The sequence below is a fragment of the Halalkalibacterium ligniniphilum genome (genome assembly GCF_000334155.1).
In the GTDB taxonomy this organism is placed as follows: Bacteria; Bacillota; Bacilli; order Bacillales; family Bacillaceae_D; genus Halalkalibacterium; species Halalkalibacterium ligniniphilum.
In genome coordinates this window covers 1-14,670 of the sequence record NZ_ANNK01000143.1, presented here as the reverse complement: position 1 = coordinate 14,670, position 14,670 = coordinate 1, and the positions used below count along the sequence as shown (strand labels likewise).

The window sequence follows — 14,670 nt, the reverse complement described above, 5'->3', positions numbered from 1 at the left end:
TGTCCCAGCCCCTTTTTGCGTTTAATTAAATTACCCTTTTGAGCCTTCTGTTCGTAAGTAGCGCTTGTCTTTCATGAACAAACGCCAAAACCAGATGAAGGCAGGAATTAATATGGCCATGCCGAACCCGTACCCAATTAATAATGAACGAAACATGGTTTCATTTGTGAACGCTTCTTGTATCGTTAAATTTGGATATAACAGGTATGGCATATGAGACGATCCGTATGCAAAGCTCGCAAAACCAAATTGCAACACAATGAAGAGGATGGCAGCTCTTGGCTGACCAATTTCGACTTTTTTCGATGGCCACCATAAAGCGCTATAGCCGATTGCAAAAGCAAGAAGAGAAAGGGAGAACAAGAGCCATTCATTTGCCATATTTTCAACCATCCAAAGGGCTTCAGGAATAAGAGTGAAAATAGCGGCAACAGCAAAGGCTAAGGTAATGGGCCCGAGAATGATCGCATTACGTCGGTACAATAGGTATGTTTTTTCTGCATTTGATTCTCTTGCATAGTCACTTAATAAAAGAGACGACAAAAATAACTCAGTACTTATACCAAAGCCTAAATGAGTATAGAAGGTGGGGCTTAAAAAGAGCTGATTCACAAGAATATAGTGACGCTCACCTGTAGTCTCAATAAATCCACCAATTGCGGCGGGTAAAATACTGATCAAAAGGGCTGGAATGAGTAAGCCAGTGATCCCAGAAATTATTGTTAGCGTGTTTGAATATTTTTGCACGGAATAGGAATAAACCATGAAGGCACTACGAATGGTTAAGAGAAGAAGGACAAGACTAACAGGAACAACCATTAGCGTTCCGAGATAAAAGGCAGCACCAGGAAAAAAACCGACAAGGGAAACAACAAGCAAAACCAAGAAAACATTCGTAACCTCCCAGGATGGTGATAAGTACCGATTTGCAATTTGAGACGCTTTTGTATCTGTTCGGTTTCGATAATACATAGCCCAAAAGCCAGCACCAAAATCAATGGAGCCTGCAATAGAGTAGATGAACAAAAACACCCAAATGATAAGAATGGCAACATACGCTTCATTCATATCGCTTCCTCCTCGTCATGATGTTGAAACCAACTCTTTAGAAACTGGATTTCGGTGAAAGTAAAAATGCATCACAAGTCCAGTTATCACAAGTAAAATGAGGTAGAGAGAGATAAACAGGACAAATAGCATACCCAAGTTCCCAGATTGTGTGGCTGCTTCAGATGTCAATTGCACACCATTAATGGTCCAAGGCTGACGGGCTGTACAGCTGAAAATCCATCCTGTTTCAATGCCAATGACTGCTAGAGGACCTGCTGCAACAATCGCAGCAAGCAACCATTTTGGGAACAGCTTTCCTCTATTGAAAAACCAAAAAGCCCAAGCAATCACTGCTAATCCAAGTAACGAAAAGCCGATGCTTACCATAATATTAAATAATGTGTGGACAAATAGGGGGGGCCAGAGATCGCTAGGATAATCATTTAGGCCTTGAATCACGCCATCGGTTGAGCCTGTCGCTAACCAACTAAGCATTCCTGGTAATTCAATTCCACCAACCACACGTCCTGCTTCTGGATCAGGGGTCCCGAATATAGAAAGGGGTGCATTTGCTTGAGTTTCGAACAAGCCTTCTGCAGCTGCAAGCTTTACAGGCATGTAATGATGAAGCATGACCGCGGTGTCATGACCATTGTACGCTGTAAATACAGACATAAGGAGACCGACAGTAAGTGCAAGCATCATCCCTTTTTTATGGTAGGAAGCTTCTCGTTCACTTAATTGACCACGGAAAAGCTTAAATGCTGCGACTGCTGCAAGGACAAAGGCACCTGTTAGATAAGCACTGCCAACAACGTGTAGCGCAGTTACAAAAATGCTCGGATTAAAAACCGCTTCCAATGGTCGAACGTTTGCGATTTCCCCATTTACGATGTCAAATCCACGGGGGGTATTCATCCATGCATGGGCATCCGTAATGAGAACAGCGGAAGCGGTTGCCCCAAGTGCAACAAAAAAAACACTCACTAAACGCATCAAGGGGGAAAGCCTGTCGGCAGCATATACATAAATCGAGAGAAAGAGTGCCTCTAAGAAAAAAGCAAAAATTTCAATTTGAAAAGGAAGGGCAATCACCTGGCCAACGATTTCCATAAATCCAGGCCACAAAAGGGAGAGCATGACACCGACGATTGTTCCTGAAGGGATGGCAACACCTAATAAGATCGCTACACCTTTTGTCCAACGTTTAGCTAGCAGCCCATAATCGTCATCTTTACGGAGAATACGCATGATTTCTGCAAGTAAAATCATCATCGTAATGCCGACACCCAGTGTTGCAAAAATAATGTGAAAGGCCATGGAAGAACCAAATAACATTCGTGCTAATAAAACATTATCCATCAAATAACTCCTTTTCCAATTGATACAATTCTTAACATAGGGTTACTTTTTGATAAAAATAATCATTCTATACAGGGGAAATTTTTTTGAGAAATAAGAGTATGAAAGGGAAAGAAAGAAGGCTCCTACTTATGAGACTGTTCGAAAGAATTATTGCTTCAAATAAGCCCATTTAATTTTTATGGAGGTAGTAATGAAGAGAGCGATGCAAGAAGTTCAACCTCAGTGGATAAAAGAGAAGCCGATTTTTTCATGGGACCATCCTTCAAGCTCAGAAGGGATCCATAATTATGACAAATTTTATGGAATTTCTTCAAATGGAAATGAGAGGCATTATGGTTATCTAGAGGTTGCAAAAGAAAAGATTTTCGTGCAAATGTATGCTCCAAATCAAATAAAAATAAATGATGAGACGGTTCTGCTTTTGCATGGTTACATGGATCATAGCGCCACATCTGTTGCGTTGATCAATCATCTTTTGAAAAATGGATATCGAGTCATTACCTTTGATTGGCAAGGACATGGACTTTCAAGTGGAAGTCGTTATAACATCCCTTCCTTTCATGAGTATCTGCAAGTGCTCGAAAAAATAGCAAATCAAGTGTTAGAAAAAATCGGGCCTAAAGCGCTTCACATTGTAGCTCATAGCACGGGAGCAGCGGTGACAATGGATGGTTTACTTCGAGGACATCTTCGTGTGAACCAAGTTGTCTTAACAGCACCTCTCTATACAATTCCTTTTGGCTTGCTTGCAGAACGTGTTTTTCCTCTTGTACAACCGATTCGCTCTGAGATAAAAAGGGTGTATCGAAAACATTCATCCGACCCGATATTTTTAAAGAAAATGAAGGAGGACCCCTTGCAGCATCATACGTTACCAATAAATTGGTTTTCCTCTTTAGTCAAATGGAAAAAAGAAGTGAACATGAAGGAAGCGAAAAAGACAAAAGGAATCACAGTTCTTCAAGGAACAAAAGATACAACCGTTCATTGGAAAGAAAATTTAAGGTGGATAAAGAAAAAATTCCCCAATAGCGACCTACTATTGATTGACGAGGGAAGACATCATTTATGGAATGAAAGGCAAGGAATACGTGAGATTGTTTTTTCACAAATCATTAAGGGATTACAAACAGAAACCTGTATGAGCGGCTCGCTTTCACGCACGGATGAAAACGAGTTCGTTAAACAATGCTGAGCAATCTTTCAATGAAGTGGTGTGAGCGGAAGGGCTTCGTTGCTTCAGCCCCTTGAAGCTCCGTCCGCTTTTCCACAGAAAAAGAGCTGACTTAATTAGCAGTCAGCTCTTTTAAATAGATGCTTTAGGAAGCAGAAGATTTCTTTTCGTTTTTGGCGAACTCTTTTGCTTTACGTTCATCTAAACGATCTTCAAGTTTCGACATTTCTTCTGGATCGTTCAAAATTTTTCTTTTATTCTCAAGAACAAGTTCTTCAAATGACAATTGTTTTCTCATCTTGCACCAAACCTTTATTATTAAGATTTTTTTCTATATTACATATTGTACCCCAAAAAATAATTTATAGTCCTCCTTATTTGTTACAATGTTTTGAATTTATCAATAAAGTCGATTTGCGTCGAATTGTCATCTCTGTATTAATGAATAAAAAAATGAAATATTCAGAGGTAAGTTACAGCAGCTGACAGAAAACTAATCAGGAACCGACGGATTGAAGCCATGAAACCCTTAATGATGACATGGAGTATCTTTGGCTGAAGCAACAAATGGGTTTTCTGCGAAATTATATGCACGTTGAAGGAGGGGTAACTTCACAGGGAGATAGCCAAGCTCTAACTTTTATCCACATGTTCACCGAATGAAAAATGAGGATATACACAACCTTATCCATATTATCAACATAATTTGAACAAATTGGCGACATTATCCACAAACAAAAAATGTGCATGTCATTAAAAAAAAATTTAAATGTAAGCGAATACAAAATGTAAAAAGGATTTACAAACGACTTTTATATTGTTAGAATGTTTTTAACTTTACTAAATTGCTATGATAAAGGGTGTAAGAACGAACTGAACAAGCGTTCAATCGATTTGCTTGTAAGAGAAAAATTTTTACATCTATTATTGTCAGAACATTCAATTATTCAGTCAGATAATTAGGAGGAGAGTTTCATGACCGTTTCTGAGAGAAAAATGCTAGAAGATATGGAGAATACACTTGAGCGGCTTAAAATCGAAATCAAAGAATTAAAAAAAGCTGACAATAATGGGTTTGACCGCTTAGAAACAGATGACTATCTAACAGAAGCATACAATTAATAATAGCTGGAGGTGCTTAACTGGTGTTGTTAGGCATCTTTTTTCTCGTTCATTGAATCAAATAAAGTAAAAGGGGTAGGTATACTTGATTCTTCCAATCATTCATCAAATAACACTGCCAACACCGTTCCTCGTTGGACCTGTCCATTCTTATTTAATCGTTACGGATACCGTCACATTGGTCGATGCGGGTCCCAAAACAGAAGAAGCTTGGCAAAGTCTTGAGGAGCAACTGAAGGAGCTAGGATATAAGCCAGAAAACATCGATCAAGTTATTCTCACACATCACCATCCGGATCATGTTGGGTTAGCAGCCCGTCTTCAAAAGCATGCCCGTCTCATTGGACACCCCTACTTAAAGCCATGGCTCGGGAAAGAAAAAGCTTTTTTTGAGCAGTATGTTTCATTTTTTCATTCATTTTATGAAGAGCATGGGCTTTCATTGAAAAAAATGGAGCAAGTGAGAATGACAAATCGTGTGTATATGAAGTATGTTGAAAAAGCTTCCATCGATCTTGAAGTACGAGACGGGGACAGCATTTTATCATTACCTGGTTGGATTGTGTATGAAGTTCCAGGTCACGCACAAAGTCATATTATGCTCGTTCATCATGAGACAGGAACGGCGATTGGTGGGGATGTGTTACTCGCAAAAATCTCATCTAATGCCATATTGGAAGCACCTTATAACGGCTTTTCTCGACCAAAAACATTGCTCCAATATCGATATTCGTTACGGAAGCTTTCTGATATGAACATTCAACGATTGTATCCAGGGCATGGACCTGTGATTGAAAATGTGAATGAGCTTGTGGAAGAGCGCTTAAAAGGCCATGAGAAAAGAGCTGCTGTCATTAAGAAAATAATCGAAAGAAAAAAGATGACCGCAAGTCAAATTTGTGAACAGCTTTTTCCAGACATGCATGAGAAACAACCAGAGCTAACATTCTCAGAGACATTTGGACATCTTGATTTTTTAATGGAAAAGCAGGAGATCAGCAGCATAAAACACGGAAGTAAAACTTTTTTTACAGTGTAAATTGAATGGCTATTCATTCAATTAGTCTAACTTTTTCCTTCTCCATTCTTTAACCACTATGCGAATCTTGTTAAGATATAGAGGAAATCATCGAATGGGAGGTACGTTATGGAGAAGGTAAAGCAAAATCGGTATGAGGCCCAGCCCTCATCATGTCGTGTTCTTTGCAAAGGGTTGTGGATTGGCGGTGCCGTTACTTTAGCTGTTATTGTCAGTAAGAAGAAATGGCGAGAAAGCTTGATTCAAGGGACAAAAGAAGTAAAAAATACTTCAGCAGAGATGCTTACCTATTTACGGGAAAACCGCGAAGAAATTGTCTCTCAAGTTAAGATGGCTGCAAAAGACGTCTCTCAAGTCGTCCGAGACATAACCAAGGATGTTAAAACGATTACAGAAACGGCTTCTCATTTAAAAGAAAGCTCAGAGGAGATTATTCGAGCGACAAAACAAGCAACAGAAGAACTTAAACATTTAAATAAAAAAGATGTATAAGTTTTGATAAAAGGGACATGATAACTAACGAGGACAGCATCAAGTTGTTCTCTCCGACACCATCTTACATCAAGTCGTTGTTCAAAGATACAATAGGTTAAGTTACGTTTTTTGTAGTAAGCACTTTGAATGAGGTGATTACATTGGAGGAAACTGTAGAATTTCAAGCGTGTTCTTAACATGAATGAAATGAGGTGTCTCCAAAAGACAAAGCTCGTTACGACCCCAGATTGTTCATTGAATAAAAAAACTTGATAATGGGTTGGACCAAAAAGGAGGTGGTCACATTGCTGACTACCTCCTTTTTACGTTCCACATTTAAGAAAGTATAATTTTTTTAACACAGAAGTTTATCGACGTAGTTACTCATTTGAAGTCCAAGTATCACGGAACGAAGACATTCGCTATGATGGGCTATTTAAAAGGAAAAAGTAGCTTAATGATATTTGAACGCCATGCAAATTTAAAGTACAGATATGGGAATCGGAAGCTTTGGTGTCGAGGATTCTATGTTGATACAGTAGGAAGAAATAAAAAGAAGATACAAGAATACATTAGAAATCAGCTAAGAGAAAATTATATGGGGGAGCAGCTCACCTTATTCGAAGAGCATGACCCGTTTACAGGACAGAAAAATGAAAAGAAATAAAAATTCTTTAGAATTGGTGAGTGGATGTGGTGTAAAAGGGAAACCCATTCAGTGGGTCTTTAATGACACTCTTTCCCTTCAACAAAGTTCTTTGTTCATTTGTTACGGTTTCCGAAAAAAGTTTCCTTACACATTGTAAGGGGAAAAAGATATTTGCGGAGAAATGATTTTTTCAAATCACAAAAAAGATGCTTTCCCTCTAAACGTGGTAAAATAGAAAAAAAGAAGAGGGAGAGAGCATAATGCACTATCAAATGAAAGAGAATGGATTTGTTACGGACTTGGCGTTCGGTCGATTAGAGGTATCAGGAGACGAGGCATATGGTTTCCGTCCGTTTCAATTACTCGTATCATCTGTAGCTGTTTGCAGTGGGGGCGTGTTACGAAAAGTTTTAAATAAAATGCGCATTTCTTTTTCTGATATTCAAATTGAAGCAGATGTAAAACGAAATGAAGCGAACGTGAATGAAGTAACAGATATCCATCTTCACTTTCGGATTGCTGGGACCGATGCTTCGGAAGAAAAGGTGAAGAAGGCATTGGAGGTTACACGGAAAAACTGTCCGATCGTTCAATCAGTCAAAGACAGCATTCACATTACAGAGACATTTGAGCTTGTATAAGGGAATAAGCATTGATTTTAATGAAGAAAATGCAGACACTTCTTATCAAAGGGTGAGAAGTGTTCTTTGTTTCGACTAAAAAAAGGACATCCTTTACTGTCCAATTCATGAAAGATGCTGAAAAAAGGTGAACGTAATGAAAACGAAGCAGCAGCTTGATTTTACTGAGGGTAGCATCTCGAAAAAAATGATACTTTTTTCTTGGCCGATTTTTTTAAGTAACTTATTGCAAACGTCCTTTCAATTCATTGATAGCCTTTGGGTGGGAAACTTACTCGGTGCAAATGCGCTCGGTGCCGTTGCCTTGTCGTCGACCGTTGTTTTTACAGTGCTATCTTTTATTATCGGCTTAAATGGGGCTACCTTGACGGTTTTGTCCCAGCGGCGAGGTGCGAAGGATGAAGCAGGATTAAAAGAGTCCTTAAATGCATTTGTGTTTGTGCTAGGCTCTCTTGCTCTTCTGCTTGGTTTAGTCGGTTTTTTCTTTTCTGGGGCGATTTTACGCTTTATGGGAACACCTGAGGAAATGCTACCCGTTGCTCAATCGTATTTACAAATTAATTTTATCGGGATTCTATTTCTGTTTGGCTACAATTTTATCGGTACGGTCCTGCGTGCTCTAGGAGATAGCAAAACTCCGATTCGCTTTATTTTAATGGCAGTTATCCTAAATGCGCTGCTCGATCCTCTCTTTATTGCAGGGTTTAACATGGGCGTTGAAGGGGCGGCCTATGCGACCGTTCTTTCACAAGGAGCGGCCTTTCTATATGGACTTGTCTATTCGATCAAAAAAGTTGGCGTTCCCTTTCAAGCTCCATATCTTCCAGAGCGAAAATATTTTCTTGTTCTCTTTAAAATGGGGCTACCTGCGGGATTGTCAATGATGGCGATTTCTGCTGGAATGATGGCCATTATGACCGTTGTCACAAGTTTCGGCGAGGAGGCAGTTGCAGGGTATGGGGCTGCTCAAAGGCTTGATAACTTAATTATGCTTCCAGCTTTAACACTTGGATCCGCAGTAAATAGCATTGCAGGCCAAAATATTGGTGCGAGATTATGGGAGCGTGTAACAGAAACAGCTAAACAAGCAACACTTTTAATTGTTGGGGTTTCTTTGACGATTAGTACAGTAATGTTTATCGGTGCAGAATTTTTCATCCGTCTGTTTGTTCAAGATCCAGCGACGATTGAGTTTGGGACGATGTATGTCCGGACAATTGCTTTCTTTTACCCGTTTTTAGGCATAAATTTTGTACTAAATGGAATTGTCCGCGCTGCAGGGGCAATGGTCCAGGTTTTAACTTTAAATATTATTTCCTTCTGGGCGCTTCGCTTCCCGCTCGCTTATTTCTGTTCACAATGGCTAGGAGAGCAAGGAATTGCTTTAGGAATTGGGTTAAGCTTTGTCGTCAGTAGTATTGTGGCAACAGGTTATTATTTCCTCGGAAATTGGCGAATAATAAGTGAAGAAATTGGGAAGCAGACTGGCTCGAAAACGGGGTAAAAAGGCTAAGGTTTAGTAGAAGGAAAGGGATAGGAGCTTTTTTTTATGAGTCATTTTAAACGGGGAATGTTCTTTTTCATTGGTTTATTATTCTTATCTTTTGGAATTACACTGACGATAGTAGCTGATCTTGGGACAGGGGCATGGGATGCTTTAAATATTGGATTAGCAAACCGTACCCCTTTTACAGTGGGGAATTGGGTCATTTTTATAGGAGTACTTCTTATTTGCTTAAATGCACTGTTAGGGAAAAGACGTCCTGAGGTTGTTTCGATTATAACTGTGCTTATTCTCGGCTACTTAATTGATTTTTGGCTATTGATTGTATTTAAGGATATTCAGCTTTCTAATCTTTTTTTACAGTTAGGGATTCTTGTTTTTGGGATTGTATGTATGGGTATGGGGATAGCTACCTATCTTCAAGCGAATTTTGCTATTATCCCTATTGATCGCTTTATGCTTGTTATTCAAGAAATGTTAAAGGTAAAGGTAAGCACAGCAAAAACAGTTGCAGAGGTCATCGCATTAATAATGGCCTTTCTTGCAGGTGGCCCGATTGGAGTAGGAACGATTCTTGTCACGTTTTTAATGGGACCAGTCATTCAAACCTTTTACCCGAGAATCGAAAAGCTTACAGGAAGAGAAAAACCGTCATGACAAGCAGTCATTGACGGTTTTTCTCTGTGGAAAAGGGGACGGAGCTTATAGGGTGATCAAGCAAGAAGCATGTCGCTCACACCCCTTGATTGAAAGGTTGCTCAGTGTTACTTGGTGTACTCGTTTCCATCTAAGTGGGAAGGCGAGCCGCTCATGCAGGTTTTTGCTGAACATTGATTCATTTAGCTAATTCTTGTGCACGGGCGTTTGAGGCGTTAACAGCATTTAGAATGGCTCTCTCTAGCTGATCCTTTCGCAGTGAATCAAGTCCTGCAGCTGTAGAGCCTCCAGGTGATGTAACTTGATCCCTTAGAAGCGCAGGGTTTTGATATTTGGTTAACATTTTTGCACTTCCTGCGAGCATTTGAATGACAAGCTTTCTTGCTTGTTCTGGTTTGAGTTCATAGGAAAGGGCTGCTTGTTCAAGTGCTTCAGCGAAAAGATAAAAAAATGCAGGCGCACTTCCAGTGACAGCAGTAAGCTGGTGAACCTGCTTTTCTGTAAGCTCTTCGAAAGAACCGATTGTCGCTAAAATCGTTTCAAGTATTCGGCGATGATGCTCTTCAACATGAGAGCCGTACGTGTAAATTGTCATGGATTCCCCAATTACAGCTGCTGTGTTTGGCATCACCCAAGCGACAGGAGTGTGACTTGGTAAGGAAGCTTCTAGAATCGAAGGACCAATTCCGGCTGCAACGGTCACGACAAACTGATCTGTTAAAAGGGGATTTAATGTTTTAAGTACATCATGATGAGCACCTGGCGGACAGGCTAATAAGATAACATCCACATGGGAAACAGCTGACGTCCAATCATGGGTTGTGATCACACCGTAGGTTTGTTTTAATGCTTCCAGCCGCTCTTTATCCTGTTGATTTGAGATGATGATTTTGTCAAACGTTTCAGGCTGATGCCGAATGATACCAGCGAATATCGCTTCTGCCATCCGCCCTGCTCCTATAAATAAAATAGATATCTTTTCCATGTGCTCGCTCCTTTCTTCCCTTCCTATTTTACCTAAAGAGCAAGGCGAACGAAACAAATGGATATTTTTTTACGTGAATGAAAACAATATGAAAAACAGGAGCACTTCTTAAAGTTAAGGAGGAATTTGCATGAGAAAAGCACTTCTAGGTTGTATTGTAGTCTTAATAGTGCTAATGCCACTTCAAGGATTAGCTGAAGGAAACGAAAAAGATGCAAAAGAGAGCTCGAAAATTCCCGGCTCGGTTTTACTGATTTCAAAAGAAAATACGTATCCTAATCCAGCACAAGATTTGCCGCAATTGCAACCGAGCAAGTTGGCACAAGCACTCCTTGATTCGACTGATGTAAAAATTGAAAACCCTGACTTGATCCGAATGTTTAACGAGTCATCAATGAACGAGTCAAAGCTGGTGGTCGGTTTTGGAGCGTCGATCTATTTAGGTGAATGGCCCCTTGCCTATGAATCGACTGAAACAAATGTGAATTGGGAGTATCAAAAGGTCAACACCAATTTTATCGACAATCGTGGCGGAAAATCGCCTCAACGGCTGACCTACAACCAGGAAAAACAAAAAAAAGTAACAGGGGGATTAACCGCAGAGATCCCGAAAAGCGATACAGTGAAAAAAATGATGATGATGAAAGCAACAGAAAAAACAGGATTGCCATTATCTTTTGAAACGGTTATTGGACAAGGGACGAAAAAAAGTCAAACGTATAACGTTGCGCCAAAACAATTAGGTTATTTATACAGTTATGTTCCTGCAGCTAATGAAAAAGGGAAGGTGACCTATGGAGAAGTGTTCTTAACATTTAAAGGAGGAAAAGCAAAGCTTGAAGTAAAAAATATTACGCAACAAGGGGTAGGTGCTTGGATTCCAGTTCAAGATCATTTATCCTTCGGCTTTCTCGCAACAACTCAACCAAGGTAAAACAACTTATAAGTGGTGGCTTCTCAAATAGATTAAAAGCAAGTTCGTCAGGTATTCTGCGCAAGCTTACATGAAATCAGTGAGAGGGTAAGGGATTCTTTGACTTATGATTTTGAACGAAAGCTCTGCCCTTTTTTATTGAAAAATAAGGAGAACAAGCCTTAGCTTTTGACTGCTTGTTCTCCTTTTGTGTGATCGATTATAGTGAAAGATTCGCTGTACGCTTAGAAAAATCTATGTCTTGATAGTACGTATTTTTTACGAGGATGTTTGGTCCGAGGCATTGAACAGCAGGGCAATGACAGTTTAATGATTTCGCCGTCTCTGTTTGAAGCCAAGAATCAAAGACATCCGTTAATCGCGTCGATTGAATATTGCCAAGTGGTGGTGTATCTCCAAAATCAGTGACAATAATATTGCCATCAAAGATGTTCACATTTAACCGTGTTCGTCCATCAGGATCATTTCGAACGGTGACATTCGGTTCAGCATATAATCGTTCAAGGAGCTGCAAATCCTCTTTCGTACGACTACAAGGGTAGAAAGGCAATGTACCAAAAAGCATCCAAACGTCTTTACGGCGACAATCGAGAAGGCGATGAATACCTTGGCGAATCTCCTCAAGGCTAGCGACTTCAAGCCCACTTGCGAAGTCACTTGGATCCATAGCATGTAATGAATCTTGCATCTTGGAGGATGCTGTCATACTAACATATCCACTGTCATACATAGGGTGAATTTCATGCCTTTTGCATCCCATCTCCTCAACAACCTGCTTATGAATCTTTTCTATGTGAGGTACTGTTCTGCTATTTAGCATTGTCTCAGCAGATACTAAAACGCCCATATCAGATAAAGCCTTAGCGTTAGTTATCATCCTGTCAAACAATGCTTTTCTTTGTTCTCTAGTAGGCTTTCTTTCCATCATAGCAAAGCCAGTATCGATAAACTCATCCTCTGTTACCCAGTTATGAGAGATATGTAATACATCTAAATAGGGTGCTATGAGCTTATATCTGTCTAGATCTAATGTGAGATTAGAGTTTATCTGAGTATAGATGCCTCTGCTATGAGCATATTTCAATAAGGGTAAAACATAGTTCTCTACTGATTTTAAGGACAGCATAGGCTCTCCTCCTGTTATGCTTATTGTCCTCAAGGTAGGAATTTCCTCTAATCTTTGCAGTAATAGCTCTAGAGGAAGTGCTTTAGAGTCTTTAGTTGTGAGGGTATGTCCTACAGCACAATGTCTACATCTCATATTACAGAGATGAGTGGTAGTAAATTCTATACTTGATAGAGTTGGTTTACCATACTGCTCTACATCTAGATAAGCCTCCCAAGCATCATTTTTAATTGTGATTTTGGGTTTGGTTACTTGTTTATACATGTCAATTACTCCTATCTTTTTACTACCTCATTATTATGAGCAGTTGGTTTAGCTAATGTCAATGAAAGCAAAAGACCTTTTAGCATGCAATGTTATAAATCTTGTAGCCTATCAAAAGCTTACTAAATATGATCTGCAAGATGTTAGCGCTGTAGCATATGAACCACTCCCCTATTGTTTTAGTAGGGAGTATTAGCTTGTTATAGAGATATGAGAATCAAAGGAAGAAAAAACTCTTTCAATACTTTAAAACTCTTATAATAATCATTAAACCTGGTTACTTGAGTGGATGATGGTTTTTTGCTACACTTTTTGTATTAATTTTGCGAGGTTAAAAGGAGAGACAGCAGTGGGTGGAGCCAATCATAATAAAAAAGATCAATTAACATATTTGCAAAACCGTTTTAACAGTGTATTAACAATGCTTGAATCGATTGATCCTGATGAAGCAGGCGTGGAGGAAATCGATCGTTTGCTGACGCTGCTTGATGACATTGAAACAAAATGTAAGCAGTTTCGATATGACTGGTCAGAGTAGGGGGAGCATATGAATGTTTATTTGATTCGTCATGGAGAATCAATGGGAAACCGACTAGGAAAAATTCAAGGGTGGCTGGAATTTCCTTTATCCCCTTTAGGATTGGAACAAGGAAAAAAATTAGCCCAATATTTCCGAGAAATTCCTGTTGATTATATTTACAGCAGCGATTTGTCACGAGCATATGAAACGGCTCTTTTCCTAGGTGAAATGAAGGAACGTACGGTTCATAAGTGGGAAAAGGTTCGGGAAGTCAACTTAGGTCCTTTTCAGGGAATGACGAGGGAAGAGATTTACAATACGTATCCTGAAGTACGAACAAAAACGATTTTAACATCTGAAATTGAAGGTGCTGAAACAATTGAACAACTGACTGAGCGATGCCACTATGTGGTAGAGCAGCTGCTTCGTGCTCATGAAAATGAGGATGTTGTGATTGTGTCTCATGGTGGGTTTATCAGCATTTTTCTCATGTATATTATGCTTGGCGAAGCTTGGGCAAATTTTCATCGGCCTTTTCAAATTGAGAATACAAGTGTCACTCGAATTGAGTGGAAGCATGACGAGCGTAAGCCGCTTATTCATTACATTAACCGGAACAATCATTTAGACACCTATTCACCAGCTTCACAGCAAATGGGCCTGTTGTAATGAATTAAAAAGGTAAGGCTTAAATAGAAGAGGATACATCAAGTTATGAGAACTGGCATCAAGGTAAATTGAGAGGTTACTGTCAACCAAAAGGAATGAAAGTCGAAGCATGGTCACCATTAGGGAATGAAAAAATGCTTGAAAAGAGTAGAACTGCCTGTTCCTGTTTGAGGAGCAGGCAGTTTTTTATTATATGGGTTTAAAACCACGTGTTCTACACGTGTGAAAATAAAACTTCTAGAGTGGTAAAGTGACAGAAAAAATCTCCAATCGTTATAATAGAAGATGGCCGTCAAACCAACTTCTAAAAAACGAAAGGAGATCTACTCATGTCGAGTGACAATAGTTTATCACACACAAGATGGAATTGTAAGTATCACATCGTATTCATACCAAAGTACAGAAGAAAAGTCATTTATGGAAAACTGAGAAAAGATATAGGTGCTATTCTCAGAAGGTTATGTGAAATGAAAGATGTCGAAATCATTGAAGCACAT

General features: G+C 39.4%; 16 protein-coding genes and 1 pseudogene. 12 read left to right on the top strand and 5 right to left on the bottom strand.

Annotation, left to right across the window (positions count from 1 at the left end):
• Positions 1–30: 30 nt before the first annotated feature.
• Together BLT_RS0117420 and BLT_RS0117415 are read right to left on the bottom strand one after the other, a co-directional pair.
• On the bottom strand, positions 31–1,068 hold the full coding sequence (locus BLT_RS0117420) for a cytochrome d ubiquinol oxidase subunit II (RefSeq protein ID WP_017729025.1): 1,038 nt from the start codon (positions 1,066–1,068) through the stop codon (positions 31–33).
• A gap of 15 nt (positions 1,069–1,083) precedes the next feature.
• Positions 1,084–2,412 (bottom strand): cytochrome ubiquinol oxidase subunit I, encoded by a 1,329-nt coding sequence (locus BLT_RS0117415; protein WP_017729024.1) that lies wholly within the window; start codon positions 2,410–2,412, stop codon positions 1,084–1,086.
• Between the two features lie 193 nt (positions 2,413–2,605).
• Here BLT_RS0117415 and BLT_RS22280 point away from each other — a divergent pair, with 193 nt between their 5' ends.
• Positions 2,606–3,610, top strand: a complete 1,005-nt coding sequence (locus BLT_RS22280) for an alpha/beta hydrolase (RefSeq protein ID WP_017729023.1) — start codon at positions 2,606–2,608, stop codon at positions 3,608–3,610.
• A gap of 124 nt (positions 3,611–3,734) precedes the next feature.
• Here the strand turns inward: BLT_RS22280 and BLT_RS23365 are convergent, their stop codons facing one another.
• Positions 3,735–3,887 carry an FbpB family small basic protein gene (locus tag BLT_RS23365; protein WP_017729022.1) on the bottom strand — a complete coding sequence of 51 codons (153 nt, stop codon included), beginning with the start codon at positions 3,885–3,887 and terminating at the stop codon, positions 3,735–3,737.
• Between the two features lie 677 nt (positions 3,888–4,564).
• Between BLT_RS23365 and BLT_RS24280 the strand changes: the two genes are divergently transcribed.
• The 7 genes and pseudogenes from BLT_RS24280 (at position 4,565) to BLT_RS0117370 (ending at position 9,675) form a co-directional block, all read left to right on the top strand.
• Positions 4,565–4,711 carry a hypothetical protein gene (locus BLT_RS24280; RefSeq protein ID WP_017729021.1) on the top strand — a complete coding sequence of 49 codons (147 nt, stop codon included), beginning with the start codon at positions 4,565–4,567 and terminating at the stop codon, positions 4,709–4,711.
• A gap of 85 nt (positions 4,712–4,796) precedes the next feature.
• Entirely contained in the window at positions 4,797–5,750 is a 954-nt protein-coding gene (locus tag BLT_RS0117395) for an MBL fold metallo-hydrolase (RefSeq protein ID WP_017729020.1), read from the top strand.
• 108 nt (positions 5,751–5,858) lie between these two features.
• Positions 5,859–6,242, top strand: coding sequence for a hypothetical protein (locus BLT_RS0117390; protein ID WP_017729019.1), 384 nt, complete (start codon positions 5,859–5,861; stop codon positions 6,240–6,242).
• Positions 6,243–6,651: 409 nt separating this feature from the next.
• Positions 6,652–6,891 (top strand): annotated as a pseudogene (locus tag BLT_RS22275) (transposase); the annotation flags it as partial.
• A gap of 242 nt (positions 6,892–7,133) precedes the next feature.
• The gene (locus tag BLT_RS0117380) at positions 7,134–7,514 is read left to right on the top strand and encodes an OsmC family protein (protein WP_017729017.1); all 381 of its coding nucleotides are present in this window, start codon (positions 7,134–7,136) and stop codon (positions 7,512–7,514) included.
• A 136-nt stretch (positions 7,515–7,650) separates the two neighbouring features.
• On the top strand, positions 7,651–9,018 hold the full coding sequence (locus BLT_RS0117375; protein WP_017729016.1) for an MATE family efflux transporter: 1,368 nt from the start codon (positions 7,651–7,653) through the stop codon (positions 9,016–9,018).
• Between the two features lie 45 nt (positions 9,019–9,063).
• Positions 9,064–9,675 (top strand): YczE/YyaS/YitT family protein, encoded by a 612-nt coding sequence (locus BLT_RS0117370; protein ID WP_017729015.1) that lies wholly within the window; start codon positions 9,064–9,066, stop codon positions 9,673–9,675.
• Positions 9,676–9,853: 178 nt separating this feature from the next.
• On the opposite strand, the gene proC is transcribed toward BLT_RS0117370, so the two are convergent.
• Positions 9,854–10,660: a pyrroline-5-carboxylate reductase gene (gene proC / locus BLT_RS0117365; protein ID WP_017729014.1), complete on the bottom strand. Its 807-nt coding sequence runs from the start codon at positions 10,658–10,660 to the stop codon at positions 9,854–9,856.
• A 130-nt stretch (positions 10,661–10,790) separates the two neighbouring features.
• Here proC and BLT_RS0117360 point away from each other — a divergent pair, with 130 nt between their 5' ends.
• Positions 10,791–11,594 (top strand): YfkD famly protein, encoded by an 804-nt coding sequence (locus BLT_RS0117360; RefSeq protein ID WP_017729013.1) that lies wholly within the window; start codon positions 10,791–10,793, stop codon positions 11,592–11,594.
• 199 nt (positions 11,595–11,793) lie between these two features.
• Here the strand turns inward: BLT_RS0117360 and yfkAB are convergent, their stop codons facing one another.
• Complete coding sequence (gene yfkAB / locus BLT_RS0117355; protein ID WP_017729012.1) at positions 11,794–12,984, bottom strand: radical SAM/CxCxxxxC motif protein YfkAB; 1,191 nt, start codon at positions 12,982–12,984, stop codon at positions 11,794–11,796.
• Positions 12,985–13,333: 349 nt separating this feature from the next.
• On the opposite strand from yfkAB, the gene BLT_RS0117350 reads away from it, so the two are divergent.
• From BLT_RS0117350 to tnpA, 3 genes are all read left to right on the top strand, one after another.
• Positions 13,334–13,522 carry an SE1561 family protein gene (locus BLT_RS0117350; protein WP_017729011.1) on the top strand — a complete coding sequence of 63 codons (189 nt, stop codon included), beginning with the start codon at positions 13,334–13,336 and terminating at the stop codon, positions 13,520–13,522.
• A 9-nt stretch (positions 13,523–13,531) separates the two neighbouring features.
• Positions 13,532–14,173, top strand: a complete 642-nt coding sequence (locus tag BLT_RS0117345) for a histidine phosphatase family protein (protein WP_017729010.1) — start codon at positions 13,532–13,534, stop codon at positions 14,171–14,173.
• Positions 14,174–14,502: 329 nt separating this feature from the next.
• On the top strand, positions 14,503–14,670 hold a 168-nt coding region (tnpA, locus tag BLT_RS22270), incomplete at its 3' end, for an IS200/IS605 family transposase (RefSeq protein ID WP_017729009.1).

Excerpts from the sequence above, each read along its gene's own strand:
- BLT_RS0117390 (WP_017729019.1), top strand. The coding sequence starts at position 5,859 with ATGGAGAAGGTAAAGCAAAATCGGTATGAGGCCCAGCCCTCATCATGT.
- yfkAB (WP_017729012.1), bottom strand. The coding sequence starts at position 12,984 with ATGTATAAACAAGTAACCAAACCCAAAATCACAATTAAAAATGATGCT.
- BLT_RS0117360 (WP_017729013.1), top strand. The coding sequence starts at position 10,791 with ATGAGAAAAGCACTTCTAGGTTGTATTGTAGTCTTAATAGTGCTAATG.
- BLT_RS24280 (WP_017729021.1), top strand. The coding sequence starts at position 4,565 with ATGACCGTTTCTGAGAGAAAAATGCTAGAAGATATGGAGAATACACTT.
- BLT_RS0117370 (WP_017729015.1), top strand. The coding sequence starts at position 9,064 with ATGAGTCATTTTAAACGGGGAATGTTCTTTTTCATTGGTTTATTATTC.
- BLT_RS22280 (WP_017729023.1), top strand. The coding sequence starts at position 2,606 with ATGAAGAGAGCGATGCAAGAAGTTCAACCTCAGTGGATAAAAGAGAAG.
- proC (WP_017729014.1), bottom strand. The coding sequence starts at position 10,660 with ATGGAAAAGATATCTATTTTATTTATAGGAGCAGGGCGGATGGCAGAA.
- BLT_RS0117415 (WP_017729024.1), bottom strand. The coding sequence starts at position 2,412 with ATGGATAATGTTTTATTAGCACGAATGTTATTTGGTTCTTCCATGGCC.
- BLT_RS0117420 (WP_017729025.1), bottom strand. The coding sequence starts at position 1,068 with ATGAATGAAGCGTATGTTGCCATTCTTATCATTTGGGTGTTTTTGTTC.
- BLT_RS0117380 (WP_017729017.1), top strand. The coding sequence starts at position 7,134 with ATGCACTATCAAATGAAAGAGAATGGATTTGTTACGGACTTGGCGTTC.
- BLT_RS0117375 (WP_017729016.1), top strand. The coding sequence starts at position 7,651 with ATGAAAACGAAGCAGCAGCTTGATTTTACTGAGGGTAGCATCTCGAAA.
- BLT_RS0117345 (WP_017729010.1), top strand. The coding sequence starts at position 13,532 with ATGAATGTTTATTTGATTCGTCATGGAGAATCAATGGGAAACCGACTA.
- BLT_RS23365 (WP_017729022.1), bottom strand. The coding sequence starts at position 3,887 with ATGAGAAAACAATTGTCATTTGAAGAACTTGTTCTTGAGAATAAAAGA.